This is a genomic window from Desulfogranum japonicum DSM 18378 (assembly GCF_000429945.1).
Lineage (GTDB): Bacteria > Desulfobacterota > Desulfobulbia > Desulfobulbales > Desulfobulbaceae > Desulfogranum > Desulfogranum japonicum.
The window spans coordinates 71943-87398 of sequence record NZ_KE386993.1; the positions used below are offsets into that span (position 1 = coordinate 71943).

A 15456-nucleotide genomic window follows, 5' to 3' on the forward strand; every position below is an offset into this window, starting at 1 on the left:
ATCTGTAATCTTTTTTAAATCCGAGTTATCAGGGGTGACGAAGAAAACTATGTAACCTGTTAAGACGATAAAAGAAAGTAGACTATTTGCTTGAGTATAGGTTATTACCCATGCGATTGCCCTGGCAATGCGGCATAATCAATGCCAGGTCTTCAAAAATTAACCTTGCCATCTGAAACCTCAATGACCTTGAGGTTCACTCAAAATTAAGATTACTTCTATCAAGGCAACTTGTGGCCGATTATAGAGCTGAAAAATAAGGAAAAACAATCGTTTCTGCCCCTTCTTTACTCTTTTATTTTGTCGCGCGCTTGGCTGTTCCCCTCACCGCTTAGAAAAAGTATGAGGTCGGTTTCACTATCACCACCATTGTCATCACCATCCGGTCCAACACTCCAGAGTAAGCCCTTTTCGACAGAATAGTGAAAAGGGCCGGCAGCAAATAGATCCTGCGGTAGATCCAAAAGTATTTTAGTATCAACAAGGTGTTGTAATTGTTGTGGCCATTTTCCCAGACGTTGTTCATAGAGTAGAATAGCTGCTAAATTTTTTAGCCGATTGAGACTTGTTCGTACCATGATCGAACGTTCATAGTACGGGCTGAAATCACTGACTTCACCAACAAGCAGATACCGCCCAACAACATTATTCATCTCTCGAGTATACTTCTCAAGCCTCTGCCATGCCTTAACATGTTCAACATTTTGAAGATCAAAATCCGTAAAATGCAGTTTTTGGCCTATATCATCGCCAAATATATTTTTTTCTATACTCAAATCCTTAATCAATTTCTCTCGTAATTGAGAAATTTCTTTCTCATGCTCTCGCCATTCTTTAGGTGGCCAGATTTGCCGTTTCGCCCAAGGGCATTTCGCATTTTCGATGAAGAAAGAAAACTGCAAGTTTATAATCTTCTTCGATTCCTCTATATCAAAAATGGGTTGATAAGGCATATCCAGTTGATCCAAAACGGCATAAATCTCTTTCTTTAATTTCTCTGTGATTGGTAAAGCGAAATTATCCCGCTCACCACGCACAGCTTTGATGAACTGATCATCAGGTTGTTTCTGTACAGGAATAAAATTTAAAATTTTTACTAATACTGCCTCGTTGGGAGAATAATTGATGCAGACATCCTCCAGTCCGTTCAAAGCAGTTTTTTGTATGGCAATACCTATCATCATTGATACGAGATTACCTCGTTCAAAATCACGGAACCGGTTTCCATAGGTAACAACTGAAAGAAAATCATTCACTCCTTGAGATAAATTTCCTTTTTCTATGGCTAAACGTCCATGAGCCATTTTTATCCGTGCAAGATTTCGAGCCTTTGTAAAGCTTGGAATCGAGTTAAGGGTTTCCAGATTAACGACTGGGTGGATCCATTGTTTTTTCTGCAAGGCCTGATCAAAGATCTGCAATGACTCCTGATTGTCATTTACCCAAATTTCTAAATCGGCCAATTCTTTTTTCGTTAACCCCAGCGGTTTGACCCAGTCCTTGTGAAAAATTTCCTCTACGCCAGCATCCTCCTCTGAAGTAACCTTTTCAAATGCATTTAATATTAAATCATAACCATTTGTTTCCCCAGCAAAACCGATTGAAACACAACAAATCATATAAAACAGTACAATACAGCTGAGCATTACTCCGTTTTTACCGTAAATAGATATTCCTTGGTGTGAGGAGCTTTTTTGTGTGTTCTTTTTACTCATCTATCTTCCACTTAATCTCGCATGATGACAGTCATGTCCTTGGTACATGTAATGTCGAACGCTCGATATTTCTATTTTGTGTTGATATAACAGTGAATTGCAATACTTTTTGGCATTTGGCAACAGGTACAATAAAATCAATTTTTAGTGACACACATAATTATCGCATTGACAATCCTTGATCCAAATCCTGTTCAGAAAACATTTCATCTGCGATAAGCTGAGAAACCTCTTTTGATACACCGGCCTGTTCTGCATATCTCGGCCATCTTGATATACAGGATAAAACCTGGCTTATTACAGCCTCAGGATTTTTAATTTCCACGTTATATGCGACATCGATGAAATCATCGTATACAAAGTCCTCTCGCTGGCCATTGATTGATAGTTTGTGGCATTCCCCAAGCGGGTTATCCTGGTCCACAGAATACGTAATATCGTAGGCTGGAGCGAGGCGCCAGTTTCCGCTCGAGTCCATGGCATAACCAATATTTTTCACATGATCGTCAACGTTTCTGGTTAGCGCGTTGAACACCATACGAAGGTACAATTGTTCATGATCTGAATAGGGTAAATTCAGCATGCGGGATGTTTCAAAGGCCATTTCATAACTGACTGAGTTCACCGGGTTCCAGCCAAGGTGACCTATACAAGCTAGTGACAGACAATGTTTTTTGATATTGTGATCCCGGTCAAAACGCTTTGTCATGAAATGAGCTCTTCCACTTTCTTCCAATAACCTGCAGTCCTCCATTTCTATTCCTGCATCCTTCGCCATGAGGTAATAGGCGTACTCCACTCTGCAGTTGTTAGTGGATTTTCCAGTCAAATTATTCTCCTGGGATATGCCGTCAAATTTGATCAGCCAGTGGTCATAATCTTCCGGAACATTTGTCTGGCCTGAAATCACGTTACCCTGGCCGTTAATTGCAATTACCGCTTTAGGGACTGCGCCGCCGGCTGATACGCCTATCCGTAAAATATCCAGCAATGCAGCATCATTTTCTTTTTTGTTATCATTAAGATATACATTTAAGCGAGAACGATCCTGTAAAACAGCGCTTGCCAGGTTGACCAGTTTATCCACGTCTATCCGTGTTGTCTTATCTAAATCAGCAGGACCTAGAGCAGGAAAATATTCAAGAGCGCCCATCCCCCTGGTGCCGATATAGCAAAGTCTTTCTACTGGATTGAAAGCTGATGGTTTTCGATTCGTTCGGGTCAGCCAGGAATTAATGACGCTATTCCCGAAATCATCGGGCAGAGAATAGGCCAGCATGCCTGGCAATCCTTTAAATGTTTGCCAGTCCAATTGAGGAAATGCAAAGACTGCTCCTCTACGGGCATCTGCAAGACTCAAATGAATCGGAGACAATTCAAGCCCTTTTTTCAAGAAGTTCGGGGTGAACTCAAAAACAGCAAAATTTTTGCCTTTGATCCAGTGTACTGCACCGACAGTATCGCCCCAGAGTTTTACTGTTGCTGTGGTCATGATGTAGAGCCGCTCCGTTTTCCAGTTGCCTTTTTTCTTCTATTCTTTTCCTTCTTGACCAGAAGAAGTGGGCTCTCCTCAACTTCGGGTAAAAATAATTCCAGCGCATCCACTTCCCGGAACACACGTAATATTTTGATGATCGTCAGTAGTGTGGTTTCTCCCTTTTCTGCGCCCTGGACCGCAGTTATGGAAATTCCTGCTATCTCTGCAACTTCGCGTTGGCTGATATTTTTGTTCAACCTGCGCTGTTTAAGTCGTCCACCAATTTCTTTGGCAATAGCACGGTTGGTCAGAGCTAGATTGATAGCCATGTTTACCTTAAAATTAAGTTGTTCACGGTATATTAACAAGTCATAACTTTAATTTTAAGTCAATTTGTAAGGTTGTAAAGGGGAGGGAGGTGTAATAAGGGGCGAAAGTGCCACCTTTGACGATATATAAAACAATCGGCTCCTCGGCGTTTCGTGTGGATTTGATTAATAAAGATCAACTTCACACGAAACGTCGAGGAGTCAAAATATTCAGAACTTAAGGTGCTAATTTCATTCTCTTGAAGATATTTTGCGCTTAATAGGCAGGCAGCCCATCCATTTATTATTCCCAGATAACGCTGGGTTGTTGGGGAAAGGTCTGCATGTCGTAGATGTTGATGTCGAAATTTTTTCAAGAACCTTTCGTTGTGAGAATCAATCAGTTAAGCGTTATGTAGAGGTGAGAGGAATTTGCTGAACCCGATTCAGGGATTCCATCCTAAAAAAAAATGAAAAACTCAGCTCAAGCAGAGCGGCTCTATGATATGACAATCAATTTTGGAGGTCGAAGATCGACAAAATATGTGCTGAAATATTTCTGCGGGCTTCTGTTGGCTGGAAGAGAAGACTCTAGCTATTATGAGGTATCTGTTAAAAAGAAGTATAGATATTGGAAATCATCTTCGAAGTATCCCAAAATGACTGAAGGCTCAGCTGTAGCCAATTGTAGTGATGAAATTAAAATATTAAGAGAGATGTTCTTCGATGAACGACAAAAGCAATGATTTCAGTTAACAACGGACCAGAAAAGGCGACATTCATAATTAGATGGTAAGAAGAAAGGTATCTTGTTTAATGTGCATCTGATCTTCTTCTGCTTTCTCTTTAGTGCTCCCTTGCGGGCGGTTGAATCATACTCTGGTGTTGGTAATGAAAAGAGCGTAAAACGGAATTCTCTATCTATTGCATAAAATCCCGCAAAAAATAAAGGCTACCAAAAAAGAGTACGCAACACAGTATCCAGGCGTATAAATGCCAGTCTTGCAAACCGGGTTTGACGACGGCAATTTTGGGTGTATTTGGATTTACAAAGACATCTATTTCTCTGCCAAGATAATAGGCCTGTGTGAGAAGCAATGCATCCTCTTTGCTAAGATCGTCTATTAAAAAGTTGAAATTTTCACACTCATAGGTCTGTCCTTGAAAGGTGTACCTGTAGCGTATAGTGGGGCGATAATATTTTTTTGAACCACTTCTTGTCCAACCAGTGCCTATTTCCGATTCTATAATCTCGGCAGATATTTTTTTCCATGAGCATGATTGTTTGGCAAACATCATGTTCCTGGTAGTGACGACGACACCAATAGCGCTGATACAAGCGAAAAAAGAAATAATATAGAGCAAGTAGACGACCTTCAGCAAATCGTTTCATATTGCACCAGCGTCAATTATATCCGTGACAAATTCAGGCTGGTGAGCGATTACTTAAATCAAGGGTCATGGAAAGAATAAAGTATCCCATCTTGCTTGTCTCTCAACACAGTAACGTCATCGCGTCAATGGTTCCATACGGCCAGTATGGAGCCATTGACGCGATGACGTTACCAAACCGATATCCTACGCAATTTTTGGATATTTATTATTTTCCGTGACCCTTAACAGGCTACAGATATGTGTGAGGTCTTCTTCTCCCTCCCGGAAGAGTCGCCGGGAGGGAGAAGGGGCCTTTTTAGACCTCGAAACGAATAAGAACCTGTTCGGTTTCCACGGCCTGTCCGCTTTCAACCATTACTTCAGCCACGACACCGTCTATGGGGGAGGCAACACCGCTTTCCATTTTCATGGATTCCAGGATAACCAGATTCTGACCTTTGAATACCCGGTCACCTTTCTTGGCCTGGACATCTACGATCATGCCAGGCATGGGGCAGGTAAGGAGATCGTTGCGAACCTTCTTTTCCTTTTTAGGCATGTAGCGCAGCATATCCCACTCCCCTGGGGTGTAGACTTCAAATATTCCGGAAATGCCATTAAAAGACATGTGCAGGAATGAGTGTTCCAGACGAAGCCGGAAGCGGTAGGGTTGTCCGTTGATAATCAATTTCAGGCGCCTGCGGAAAAATTCAAATACGGGCACGTTTACTTCATACACTGTTCCATCCACTTCAATGGTCATGGTTTTACCACTGATAATCGGTCCTTTAAGGATAACCTCAAAGGAGTCATCACCTTTTCGAACTGTGTAGGTATGGAGAACACCGATGTCGTCCTTGCCGCCGATATCTGAAACCATGGGGCGAAGCGATTCCCTCACCGCAACTGTTCGAACGTGGTAGATCAGCGCTGCTGTGAGTGCACAGAGTCGAAGATGTGATTGTGACGGGGAGCGTTTGCAAATACCGCCCTCAAAGTGCTGGCTGATGAAGTTGGTGTTGAGTTCGCCTTCGGCAAATTCCTGCAGGCAGACAACGCTTGTGACAAAATCAATGTTATTTGATACGCCTTCGATATGATAGCCATTCAGCGCTTCGATTAAATTGTGGCGGGCGTCCTCACGGGTTTTTCCATAACAGATAAGTTTTGCGAGCATGGAGTCGTAATACACATCCACCCTGCTGCCGATATTCACGCCGCTGTCCACGCGTACACCAGTACCCCTGGGAGCAAAATAGCGGGTAATCAGACCTGTCGATGGCATAAAATCCCGATTTGGTTCTTCAGCGCATATTCTGGCTTCAATGGCCCATCCATTCAGTTTTACCTGATCCTGGGCCAAAGGCAGTTTCTCTCCTGCGGCAATACGCAGCTGCCATTCCACCAGGTCCAGGCCAGTGACCATCTCTGTAACAGGATGTTCCACCTGAAGCCTGGTATTCATTTCCAGGAAATAGAAGTTGTGCTGGTTGTCCATCACATACTCAACCGTACCAGCACTCACATAACCTGCCTGCCGTGCAAGGTCACAGGCTGCTTTTCCCATCTTCTCCCGAAGTTCGGGGGTGACAGCAGGAGAAGGGGACTCTTCTATCACCTTCTGGTAGCGCCGCTGCACAGAGCATTCCCGTTCACCCAGATGGATGACGTTACCGTGAGAATCAGCCAGGATTTGTATTTCTATGTGGCGGGGATTTTCAATGAAGCGTTCAACAAAAATGCGAGTGTCATTAAAGGCTTTTTGGGTCTCCTGTCTTGCTGCAGCCAGAGCATCAGACATTTCTTCGGGCTTATGAACAATACGCATGCCCTTGCCTCCACCACCTGCTGCAGGTTTAAGCAGGACCGGATAACCGATGTCTTCTGCAATTCTCAGCGCTTCTTTGTCATCTTTCAGCGCTTCAATGTGCCCGGGGATAACAGGAACCCCTGCATTTTTTGCCAATTCCTTGGAGGTGATCTTGTCTCCCATCACGTCCACCGCTTCAGCACCAGGGCCGATGAACACCATGCCGGCTGCAGCCACAGCCTTGGCAAATTCAGCGTTTTCAGACAAAAAACCATAGCCGGGATGAATAGCTTCGCAACCCGTTGATTTTGCAGCGTCGATGATTTTGTCAATCACCAGATAAGACTTTTGAGAGGCAGACTCTCCAATATGCACAGCTTCATCCGCGAGTTGGCGATGCAGGCTGCGCGTATCGGCATCGGAATAGACAGCTACTGTGTCTATTCCCAGCCGGTTGCAGGTGCGAATGATACGAATGGCAATTTCGCCTCTGTTGGCGATAAGAATTTTACTGAACATAAGCGGCCTCACAGGGGAATGTTACCATGTTTACGATTGGGACCATCGACCCGTTTACTATCCAGCATCTGCAGGGTACGGATGAGATGGGAGCGTGTATCGCGGGGGAAGATAACGTCATCAATATACCCGCGCTGGGCAGCCAGAAATGGATTTGAAAAAGCTTCCCTGTATTCTTCCATTTTTTGATTCAGCACCTGTTCAGGATCTGCTGCCTGGGCAATTTCCCTGCGATAGATGAGTTCAGCAGCGCCTTTAGGTCCAAGTACCGCGATTTCTGCTGTGGGCCAGGCATAGTTGACATCGCAGCGAATATGTTTGGAGTTCATGACCAGATATGCACCTCCGTATGCTTTACGGATGATAACCGATATACGGGGTACAGTTGCTTCGGTGAAGGCATAGAGCAGCTTGGCACCGTGACGGATGATGCCGCCGTGCTCTTGATCCGGACCTGGCATAAATCCGGGGACATCAACCAGGGAGATCAGTGGAATATTGAACGAATCGCAGAACCGTACAAATCGTCCGGCTTTGGAAGATGCATCGTTATCCAGTACACCGGCAAGCACTGCGGGCTGATTGGCTACCAAGCCAACAGTCTGTCCGCCGAGGCGACCAAAACCGCAGATGATGTTGCGGGCGAAACTTGCGTGAACTTCCATGAATTCCGCGCCATCCAAAATAGAATGGATGACCACATTCATATCATAACTTTCAGTGGAGTTCGCCGGGATCAGGTAATCCAGAGCCGGGTCTGTCCGTTTGGGGGAATCACTCAGGTCCAGGATGGGCGCTTTCTGCTGGTTATTGGATGGCAGATAGCTGAAGAGCTGGCGGATTTTTCGCAAGCAGAGTACGTCGTTGGGCATCTTGAAGTGGGCCACACCGCTTTTTTCCGCATGCATCTGCGCGCCGCCAAGGTCTTCTGCTGTGATATCCTGGTGGGTTACGGTTTTCACCACATTTGGCCCGGTGACAAACATATACGAAGAGTCTTCAACCATGAAGACAAAATCGGTGATGGATGGGCTGTATACGGCACCTCCGGCACAGGGCCCCATGATACAGGAGATCTGGGGAACAACTCCACTGGCGCGTACGTTGCGGTGAAAAATTTCACCATAAGATCCGAGTCCATCCACGCCTTCCTGAATACGGGCGCCGCCTGAATCGTTCAGTCCGATGATTGGTGCTCCAACCTTTGTTGCAAGATCCATGACTTTGCAGATCTTTTGGGCATGGGCTTCTCCAAGGGAACCGCCGATAACGGTGAAATCCTGGCTGAAGACAAATACTTCCCTTCCGTCAATGGTTCCATGGCCAGTGATAACACCATCACCCAGGTACTTTTTTTTATCTCCGATATTTCCGCCATGGCCGATCTTGAGGGCATCAAATTCTTCAAAGGAATTTTCGTCCAGAAGAAGATGCAACCTTTCTCTGGCAGTAAGTTTACCACGATTATGTTGAGCTTCCTTTTTCTCTTTTCCTCCGGCAGCAATGGATTCTGCTCTGAGCTGCTCCAAAGTTTCAAGGGTAGCTTGGTTGTGTGTGTACATATTTTTTCCTCGTTAGTACCTCTTCAGAAAGGCGGCTTGTTATTCATGCTGTATGTATGGAAAAACATTACAGGCATCTGTTTGATAGCATGAGGGTAAATTAGGGCATTTGTAAAAATGGCCCAAGAGCATTCCTGGAAAGATACTTGTTGCGGAATATTGGCCTATTGGTCTTACAAGCTAATATTCACTGTGAATACCTCTTTTCAATGCACAGATTTCGCTACACTAAGTTCGGATAGCCTAATTGGCAATACCTGGCAATGCAAAATCATAATATTAGCCATCTTTTACATTATCAATTGTAATGCTGAACTCGGTTTTTATGTTGACGTGCTAAAAGGACGTATTTGCAAGAGGTTGTAAGGCGTTCGTTTTCGAGCTCTTTGTACTGCCCTTGAGGGATAATCAAGCAGCCTATATCAGCTTTTTGTAAAGATTATAGCCTGTTGTCGTGTAGGAAAGGAGATGTTGCTTGCTATGTGTAAGGATGAGGCTGTTGGTTGTGTGCAGGAATGTTGTTCTGTTCTAGTTTTCTGTTATTTTGTTTGTATTGGTCGAGCAAGGAGTAAATTTTTTATTTTTTGTCTGACAAATTTACAGAAAGCGTTTATAGGCGCCTTTGCATGGCTACTGCCATTATAGTTTCCTGAGCTGAAAAAACTCAATAATAAAATCAGCAATCTGGCTGACCTGGTCCCGGGAAAAGATTTTGGGGTGTTGAATGGCAACATCAGCAGCAACCGCGACAACCCCGGGGACAGATTGAAACAGTGGTGTCTCATCGTCGGAACAGACTTCGATCTTCGGTATATCCGGATTGTGTTTGAATCCTTCGGCAATGACCAGGTCCATTTGGGGAAACCTGGTATCTGCCATGGTTTGAATATCAAGTCTTGAGGGCGGAGAAAAGGTTGCCATTTGATCCGGGGCAATCAACGTAACATTGTCCGCGCCGGCCTGAAGGTAGGCATGCGTATCGGTACCTGGCGGATTAAAAGGGATTCCCGTCTCCTTGGTGGATTTTATCACTGCGACCGCATAACCACGCTGTTTTAGATGGTGAACCACCTTGGCGGCCAAGGTGGTTTTTCCTGAATTGTGCCAGCCTATAAAACTGATGATCGGTGTTGTTGTTTGCATGGGTTTATTTGACATCCGATTTGACGAGTACGAGATGCATTTCCCTGGGACCGTGAGCTCCATGGACCATTTGTGCCTCAATATCAGCAGTTTTTGAAGGGCCGCTGATGAATACCAATGCATTGGGCAATTCCATTGTACTGAGCTGATCATAGACCGTATCCAGTGAGGGGACGAGTTGGGAACAGGTTGCCACTGCGATATGAATGCTGGGAACAAGAGATGTTGAGCGTGGCAGCTGTGGTTCTGATAATTGCACAATGGCTGCTGTGTCAGCAATTACAAAGCTTGGAAAGGTGATGCCTATATAACTTTGGATGGTTAGTTCCCGCAAGTCTATATCAGGAGAATCAGTCAGTGTGCATGGAAGATTATGCTCTGTAAGAAGTGCAGCCAGGCCCATCTGTTTCTCTGCTGGAGAAGGGTGGCAGATAATCTGTTTTTTTCTGGTGAATTCCAATGGTGCAGAGAGTGCCAGGTCAACAATATTCTGTGCTGCACCATGCCAGTGATCTGTTATATGCAGGTTCAGGTTAAGTGGCACACAGTTGTCTGCTAATGTCTTAAGCAGATCTGCTTGTGTTGTTGAATCTTGTGTACCTGCTACGGACAGTGGGGGGGTATGTGCGCGTGACTGCACAAGCTCCTTAAATGATGGAAGCCGCTTTCCCTGGCTTGAGCTTTCGCAGGAAAAGCGCAAATGATTAATAAAAGAAGTCTGGTTATTCATGCTGGTCTCCACTTTGCTGTCTGCTTGCCTTGCTTTTTGATAACTTTTCTTGCCATCGTTTTCTGAACGTTTTTTGGGCAACAGCTGGGAGAAGCCTTGTTCTGGTCCATTTGGATGCAGGACCTGGAAGGTTATCCAGCATTCCTGCACGGTTACTCCAGGCATGCTGTAAATGGCCCATCAGGGAAATAGTCGCATGATATATTCGAGGGTGCTGTATGAGCCATGCCCAGAGTGTAAACATCGTACGTTCTTGGAGCGAGGAAGGTTGTACGTCCCAGTTTTTGTCTCCATGGGCAAGCTTCTCGCGTAGAAGGGACAGCATTCTGGGCAGATCGTTTTCCACTGGGCAGATATCCTTACATGCACCGCAGAGGGTTTCCCCTTTGCAGAGGTCAGCATGTTTATTAATGCCGTCGAGCAGGGGAGTAATGACTGCGCCAATGGGACCGCTATACGGAGAATTGTATGCATGGCCGCCAATTCGACCATATACAGGGCATATGTTGAGACAAGCTCCGCAGCGGATACAGGCCAGAACTTCTTTGAAGTCCGGATCAGCCAGAATACGCGAACGGCCGTTATCCAGAATCACTAAGTGGAATTCTTCAGGACCGTCAGGACCATCCGAGGCAGCAGGACCACCCTGGAAACTCACATAGGTGGAAAGCTTTTGCAGGGATGCCCCCCGAGTGAGAAGTTGCAGCAGGGTTTTGTGTTCATCAAGGGTTGCCACAACCCGTTCCATGCCCATGATAGCAACATGAACAGGTGGCATGGTTGTGGCCATACGTATGTTACCCTCATTGGAAACCAAGGTAATATGGCCGGTTTCTGCACACGCAAGGTTGCATCCGGTCAACCCCATGTCTGCAGAGAGAAGTTTTTTGCGCAGGGTTGTGCGAGCTGCCTGGGTAAGGGTAGGGGGATCCGTGGATGCTGGAATGCCGAGTTTTTGAGTAAATAACTCACTGATCTGGTACCTGTCCATGTGGATACAGGGCGCAATAATATGGGAGGGTGTGTCTTCCGCGAGTTGGACAATATACTCACCAAGGTCTGTCTCCACCACCTCGATACCCTGGTCTTCTAGAACTTTGTCAATGCCGATCTCCGCTGAGGTCATGGATTTCCCTTTGACCACGGTTTGTACATTATGTTGTCTGGCCACTTTGGATATGTAGTCGTTGGCCTGTTCAGCTGTTGAGGCAAAGAAGACCTTACCGCCTCTGGCTTGTATTTTTTTAGCGAGTTCTTCCAGTACAAGGTCCAGGTGTTCCAGAGTCTGCATCCTGTTCTCTTTTGCCCTGGCTCTGAGCTGTTGGTCCGGCAGCTGATTCCAAAGGTTCAGGGCACCCTTTCCCAGGCGCTGCTGCAGTCCCTGCAGACTGTGTTGCAGACATTGGTTGTTGATACCGTCATTGGCCAGTTTTTTGTACAGGCTATTTATTTCCGGCATGGTCGGCCTCCCCTTGGTGCGAGAGAATTTCGGCAATGTGCACGACCTGTACTGGCAAGTTGCGCTTTTGGGCACGCCCTTGTATGTGCATCAGGCAGCTGATATCACATCCTGTAACGTATTCAGCCCCTGTGGCCAATATGGTACGAAGTTTTTCATCCACCATGGCTGTGGATATTTCAGGGTAATGAATAGAAAATGTGCCGCCAAATCCGCAGCAGGTGTCGCTGTTTTCCATCTCGATCAATTCCAGGCCGGCAACTTTGGAGAGGAGGGCGCGGGGTTGGCGGCGGATACCAAGTGAACGGCTGAGGTGGCAGGAATCGTGATAGGTTGTTTTGGCGTGAAAAGAGGCTCCAAGGTCTGTGACCCCCAGAACGTCGACCAAATATTCAGTCAGTTCGTAAGTTCTGTCGCCGATACGTTCTGCCATCTGCATGAGATCCGGTTCATCTTTGAAAAGCTGCGGATAATGATGGCGTACCATGTGTACGCAACTACCGGAAGGGCAGATAATTACTTCACTATCCCGAAATACCTGAAGAAAATGCAAGGCAGCCTTGCGGGCCGATTGACGATGGCCGCTGTTAAAGGCCGGTTGTCCGCAGCATGTTTGTCCATCGGGGTAGGTAACCGGAATATCCAATCTGTCAAAGAGGTTCACCATGGCTTCTCCGACATGGGGGTACATGTGATCCACCAGACATTGTATAAAAAGGGAAACTGTGGGTTGCTGTGTCATAAAGATATAAATGGTTCAGGGCCTCAGAAAAGATGGATTATCCAATCTTACTTGTCTCTCCTTGGATAATTGTTATTTTCTGCGACCCTTAGCTGGAAATATTCGTTGTCTCTGTTCGAGAATGAGTATTAGAATTTAAGGTTTAGGTGTTTAAAACTTACTCCAGAGGTATACCTGATATCCAAGTTTACGCTTAGCTTCAAGAGTACATTTGCATGTATACCATAAAAATTACCAGAAGAGATCATTTATGCAGAGGAACTCGTTAAACCATGCTTGAGGATGTGTGCAAAGGTCATTGCAGGGACGGGCTTGCTAAACAAGTAGCCCTGGTAGATATTGCAACCTTGTTCATAGAGATAGACCACTTCCTGTTCTCTCTCAACTCCTTCGGCAATAACATCCATGCCAAGGTTCTGGGCGAGCATGATAATGGAATCAACCAGTACAGCGCGTTGGCCCTGTTTGCCGATTTCCTGTACAAATGAACGATCAATTTTCAGGGTGCTCAGAGGAAGCTTGTTGAGATATCCCAGGGAGGAATAGCCTGTACCGAAATCATCAAGCGAAACCTTCATTCCTAACTCTCGCAGGGCCATTATTTTTTGCACATTGGTGAAGTCCGTGGAGATAATTCCACCTTCGGTTATTTCCAGGCCCAAGTGGTAAGCCGGAGCTTTGGTTTCCTGTAGAATTCGTTCAATTGTCTCCAAGAGATATGGGCTTGAAAACTCTTTGCTACTGATATTGACGGTGAAAAACTGGTTCTTTTTGATAATGCCGAGTTCATGCCAGTGTTTAACCTGGGTGCAGGCTGTACGAAATACCCATTGATCTATCTCGCTCTGCATACCTTTTTCTTCAGCGATCGGTAAGAAGTCAGATGGGGGAATCTGGCCTCTTTCGGGATGTATCCATCTGAGGAGAGCCTCACCCCCTACCAGTGAACCATCTATTGTTACCTGGGGCTGATAGTGCAGGGCAAACTCTTCAGCCTTTAGCGCATTACGGATTTCCATGTTAAGGCGTAACCTTTTATCTGCCGCATCCTGCATGCTGGGCATGAAAAAGCGGATCTCGTTTCGACCGGAGGCTTTTGCTTTGTACATCGCCGTGTCTGCCTGTTTGAGTATATCTTCAGACTGGGCATCGGCTTTGGGAAATATGGAAACACCTATGCTTGGGGTGATGTGGATGTCGTGTCCTTCAATTCGGCAGGGAAGGGAGAGCTTGGAACTGAGTTTTTCAGCAATTAATTTCGCATTGGATGCTGCTGCTGTAGCAGTTGCACCGAGCTCTGTCAGGATTAGAATGAATTCATCGCCACCCATGCGTGAAGCTGTGTCTTCATTGCGAATGTTTTCCTGTATTCTGTCTGCAACGAGTTTTAGCAGGGCATCGCCTGCGCTGTGTCCCAGGGAATCATTGATGGTTTTAAAGTTATCCAGATCAATAAACAGCAGGGCGCCAAAGGAATGATATCTTTCAGCACGTGTAATTTCATTTTCCAGGTTATGAAGCAACAGACGCCTATTTGGGAGTCCTGTCAGGGTATCATAGGTAGTGTGGTATTGGATTTGGGCTTCAGATATTTTTCTTTCCGTGAGATCCTCTATAATCCCCATACCCCCTCTGATCTTTCCGTTTCTCCCGGTGATGGCTTTCATGATGACACGGATAGGAAGTTTTTTTCGTGAAAGAATGCTCGTATACTCTCCTTCAAAGTAGCCATCGCCTTTACGGAGTGAATCCTTTACAGCATTCAGCATGCCTTGCTGGCTAATACCCGTAAACATATTTATACCAATAATTTCTGTTTTTCCGGCATTGAGCATGTGGGCCAAGGTTTCATTGCAATCAACAACGACAGCGTTGCTGTCGTATTGGAACAACCCCAATGGCGCATGGTTGAATAGGTGACGATACCGTTCCTCACTTACGCGCATTGTGCGTTCACGTTCTTCGCTGATGATCTTCAGCTCTATGTTTTCCCTCATGTTTTGGTTTATGCTATGGGAACTGACATAGGTGGAGATGTAGAAAATTACAGTCAGCAATGCCATGAACAATGCGTGGGGCGTGGCGACGAGTACCAGCTTCAACGCCAATGGGAGGAGAATCAAGGTTTGAAAAATCAGTAGTGCTTTCAGGTTGGAACTAAGCCATGTCACTGCTCCTGCAACCAGACCTGTCTGGAGCAGCATGAACACAACCATGTCCGCATCAAATTGGGGTGGTAAAAATATAAATGATGTTGATGCCCACATACTTGCAGCAGCAGCTGTGCCGATCAGAAAGCGCCTGTACCATACAATAGGCTCTGCTACGGGACTGTTGCGTCTGTATGCAAGGGTAAGGAAAAAACGGCCAAGGGTAATCAGTTGAAAAAGGCCCAGCCAGGACACAAGCAGAAGGGAAGAGAGGCTTTTGTATTTGGGCCAGCAGATCAAAACGCTGATAATAACAGAGATGAGTAAAGCAGATGGTGATTTGGCATACAAGGACTCAACTTGTTCTGCCAGGATTTTTTTTTCAAATGAAGCGTTTTTCAGCATGTGGGTATTGTCGTGAGGTTCGGATATTGTTTCGATATGGATGTGTCGGTTTTTAGAGAACG

The 15456-nt window shown here is 45.6% G+C and carries 11 protein-coding genes; all 11 read right to left on the reverse strand.

Going from position 1 to position 15456, the window contains the following annotated elements; genetic code table 11:
• Positions 1 to 287: 287 nt before the first annotated feature.
• The 11 genes from G493_RS0123130 to G493_RS30980 all read right to left on the reverse strand — a co-directional run bounded on the left by G493_RS0123130 (position 288) and on the right by G493_RS30980 (position 15394).
• On the reverse strand, positions 288 to 1715 hold the full coding sequence (locus G493_RS0123130) for a hypothetical protein (RefSeq protein WP_028582252.1): 1428 nt from the start codon (positions 1713 to 1715) through the stop codon (positions 288 to 290).
• A 160-nt stretch (positions 1716 to 1875) separates the two neighbouring features.
• Positions 1876 to 3207, reverse strand: coding sequence for a type II toxin-antitoxin system HipA family toxin (locus tag G493_RS0123135; protein ID WP_051309836.1), 1332 nt, complete (start codon positions 3205 to 3207; stop codon positions 1876 to 1878).
• Complete coding sequence (locus G493_RS0123140; protein WP_051309837.1) at positions 3204 to 3521, reverse strand: helix-turn-helix domain-containing protein; 318 nt, start codon at positions 3519 to 3521, stop codon at positions 3204 to 3206. The genes G493_RS0123135 and G493_RS0123140 overlap by 4 nt, the downstream gene beginning before the upstream one ends.
• Before the next feature lie 900 nt (positions 3522 to 4421).
• The gene (locus G493_RS0123150; protein ID WP_161629882.1) at positions 4422 to 4865 is read right to left on the reverse strand and encodes a DUF3592 domain-containing protein; all 444 of its coding nucleotides are present in this window, start codon (positions 4863 to 4865) and stop codon (positions 4422 to 4424) included.
• 325 nt (positions 4866 to 5190) lie between these two features.
• Positions 5191 to 7203, reverse strand: coding sequence for an acetyl-CoA carboxylase biotin carboxylase subunit (gene accC / locus G493_RS0123155; protein WP_028582257.1), 2013 nt, complete (start codon positions 7201 to 7203; stop codon positions 5191 to 5193).
• Between the two features lie 8 nt (positions 7204 to 7211).
• Positions 7212 to 8765, reverse strand: a complete 1554-nt coding sequence (locus tag G493_RS0123160) for an acyl-CoA carboxylase subunit beta (protein WP_028582258.1) — start codon at positions 8763 to 8765, stop codon at positions 7212 to 7214.
• A gap of 639 nt (positions 8766 to 9404) precedes the next feature.
• On the reverse strand, positions 9405 to 9908 hold the full coding sequence (gene mobB, locus G493_RS30970) for a molybdopterin-guanine dinucleotide biosynthesis protein B (RefSeq protein WP_161629883.1): 504 nt from the start codon (positions 9906 to 9908) through the stop codon (positions 9405 to 9407).
• A gap of 4 nt (positions 9909 to 9912) precedes the next feature.
• Positions 9913 to 10638, reverse strand: coding sequence for a LutC/YkgG family protein (locus G493_RS32700; RefSeq protein WP_051309840.1), 726 nt, complete (start codon positions 10636 to 10638; stop codon positions 9913 to 9915).
• Complete coding sequence (locus tag G493_RS0123180; RefSeq protein ID WP_028582259.1) at positions 10631 to 12097, reverse strand: LutB/LldF family L-lactate oxidation iron-sulfur protein; 1467 nt, start codon at positions 12095 to 12097, stop codon at positions 10631 to 10633. The genes G493_RS32700 and G493_RS0123180 overlap by 8 nt, the downstream gene beginning before the upstream one ends.
• The gene (locus tag G493_RS0123185) at positions 12081 to 12839 is read right to left on the reverse strand and encodes a (Fe-S)-binding protein (RefSeq protein WP_028582260.1); all 759 of its coding nucleotides are present in this window, start codon (positions 12837 to 12839) and stop codon (positions 12081 to 12083) included. The genes G493_RS0123180 and G493_RS0123185 overlap by 17 nt, the downstream gene beginning before the upstream one ends.
• A gap of 248 nt (positions 12840 to 13087) precedes the next feature.
• Positions 13088 to 15394 (reverse strand): putative bifunctional diguanylate cyclase/phosphodiesterase, encoded by a 2307-nt coding sequence (locus G493_RS30980; RefSeq protein WP_051309842.1) that lies wholly within the window; start codon positions 15392 to 15394, stop codon positions 13088 to 13090.
• Positions 15395 to 15456 lie beyond the last annotated feature (62 nt).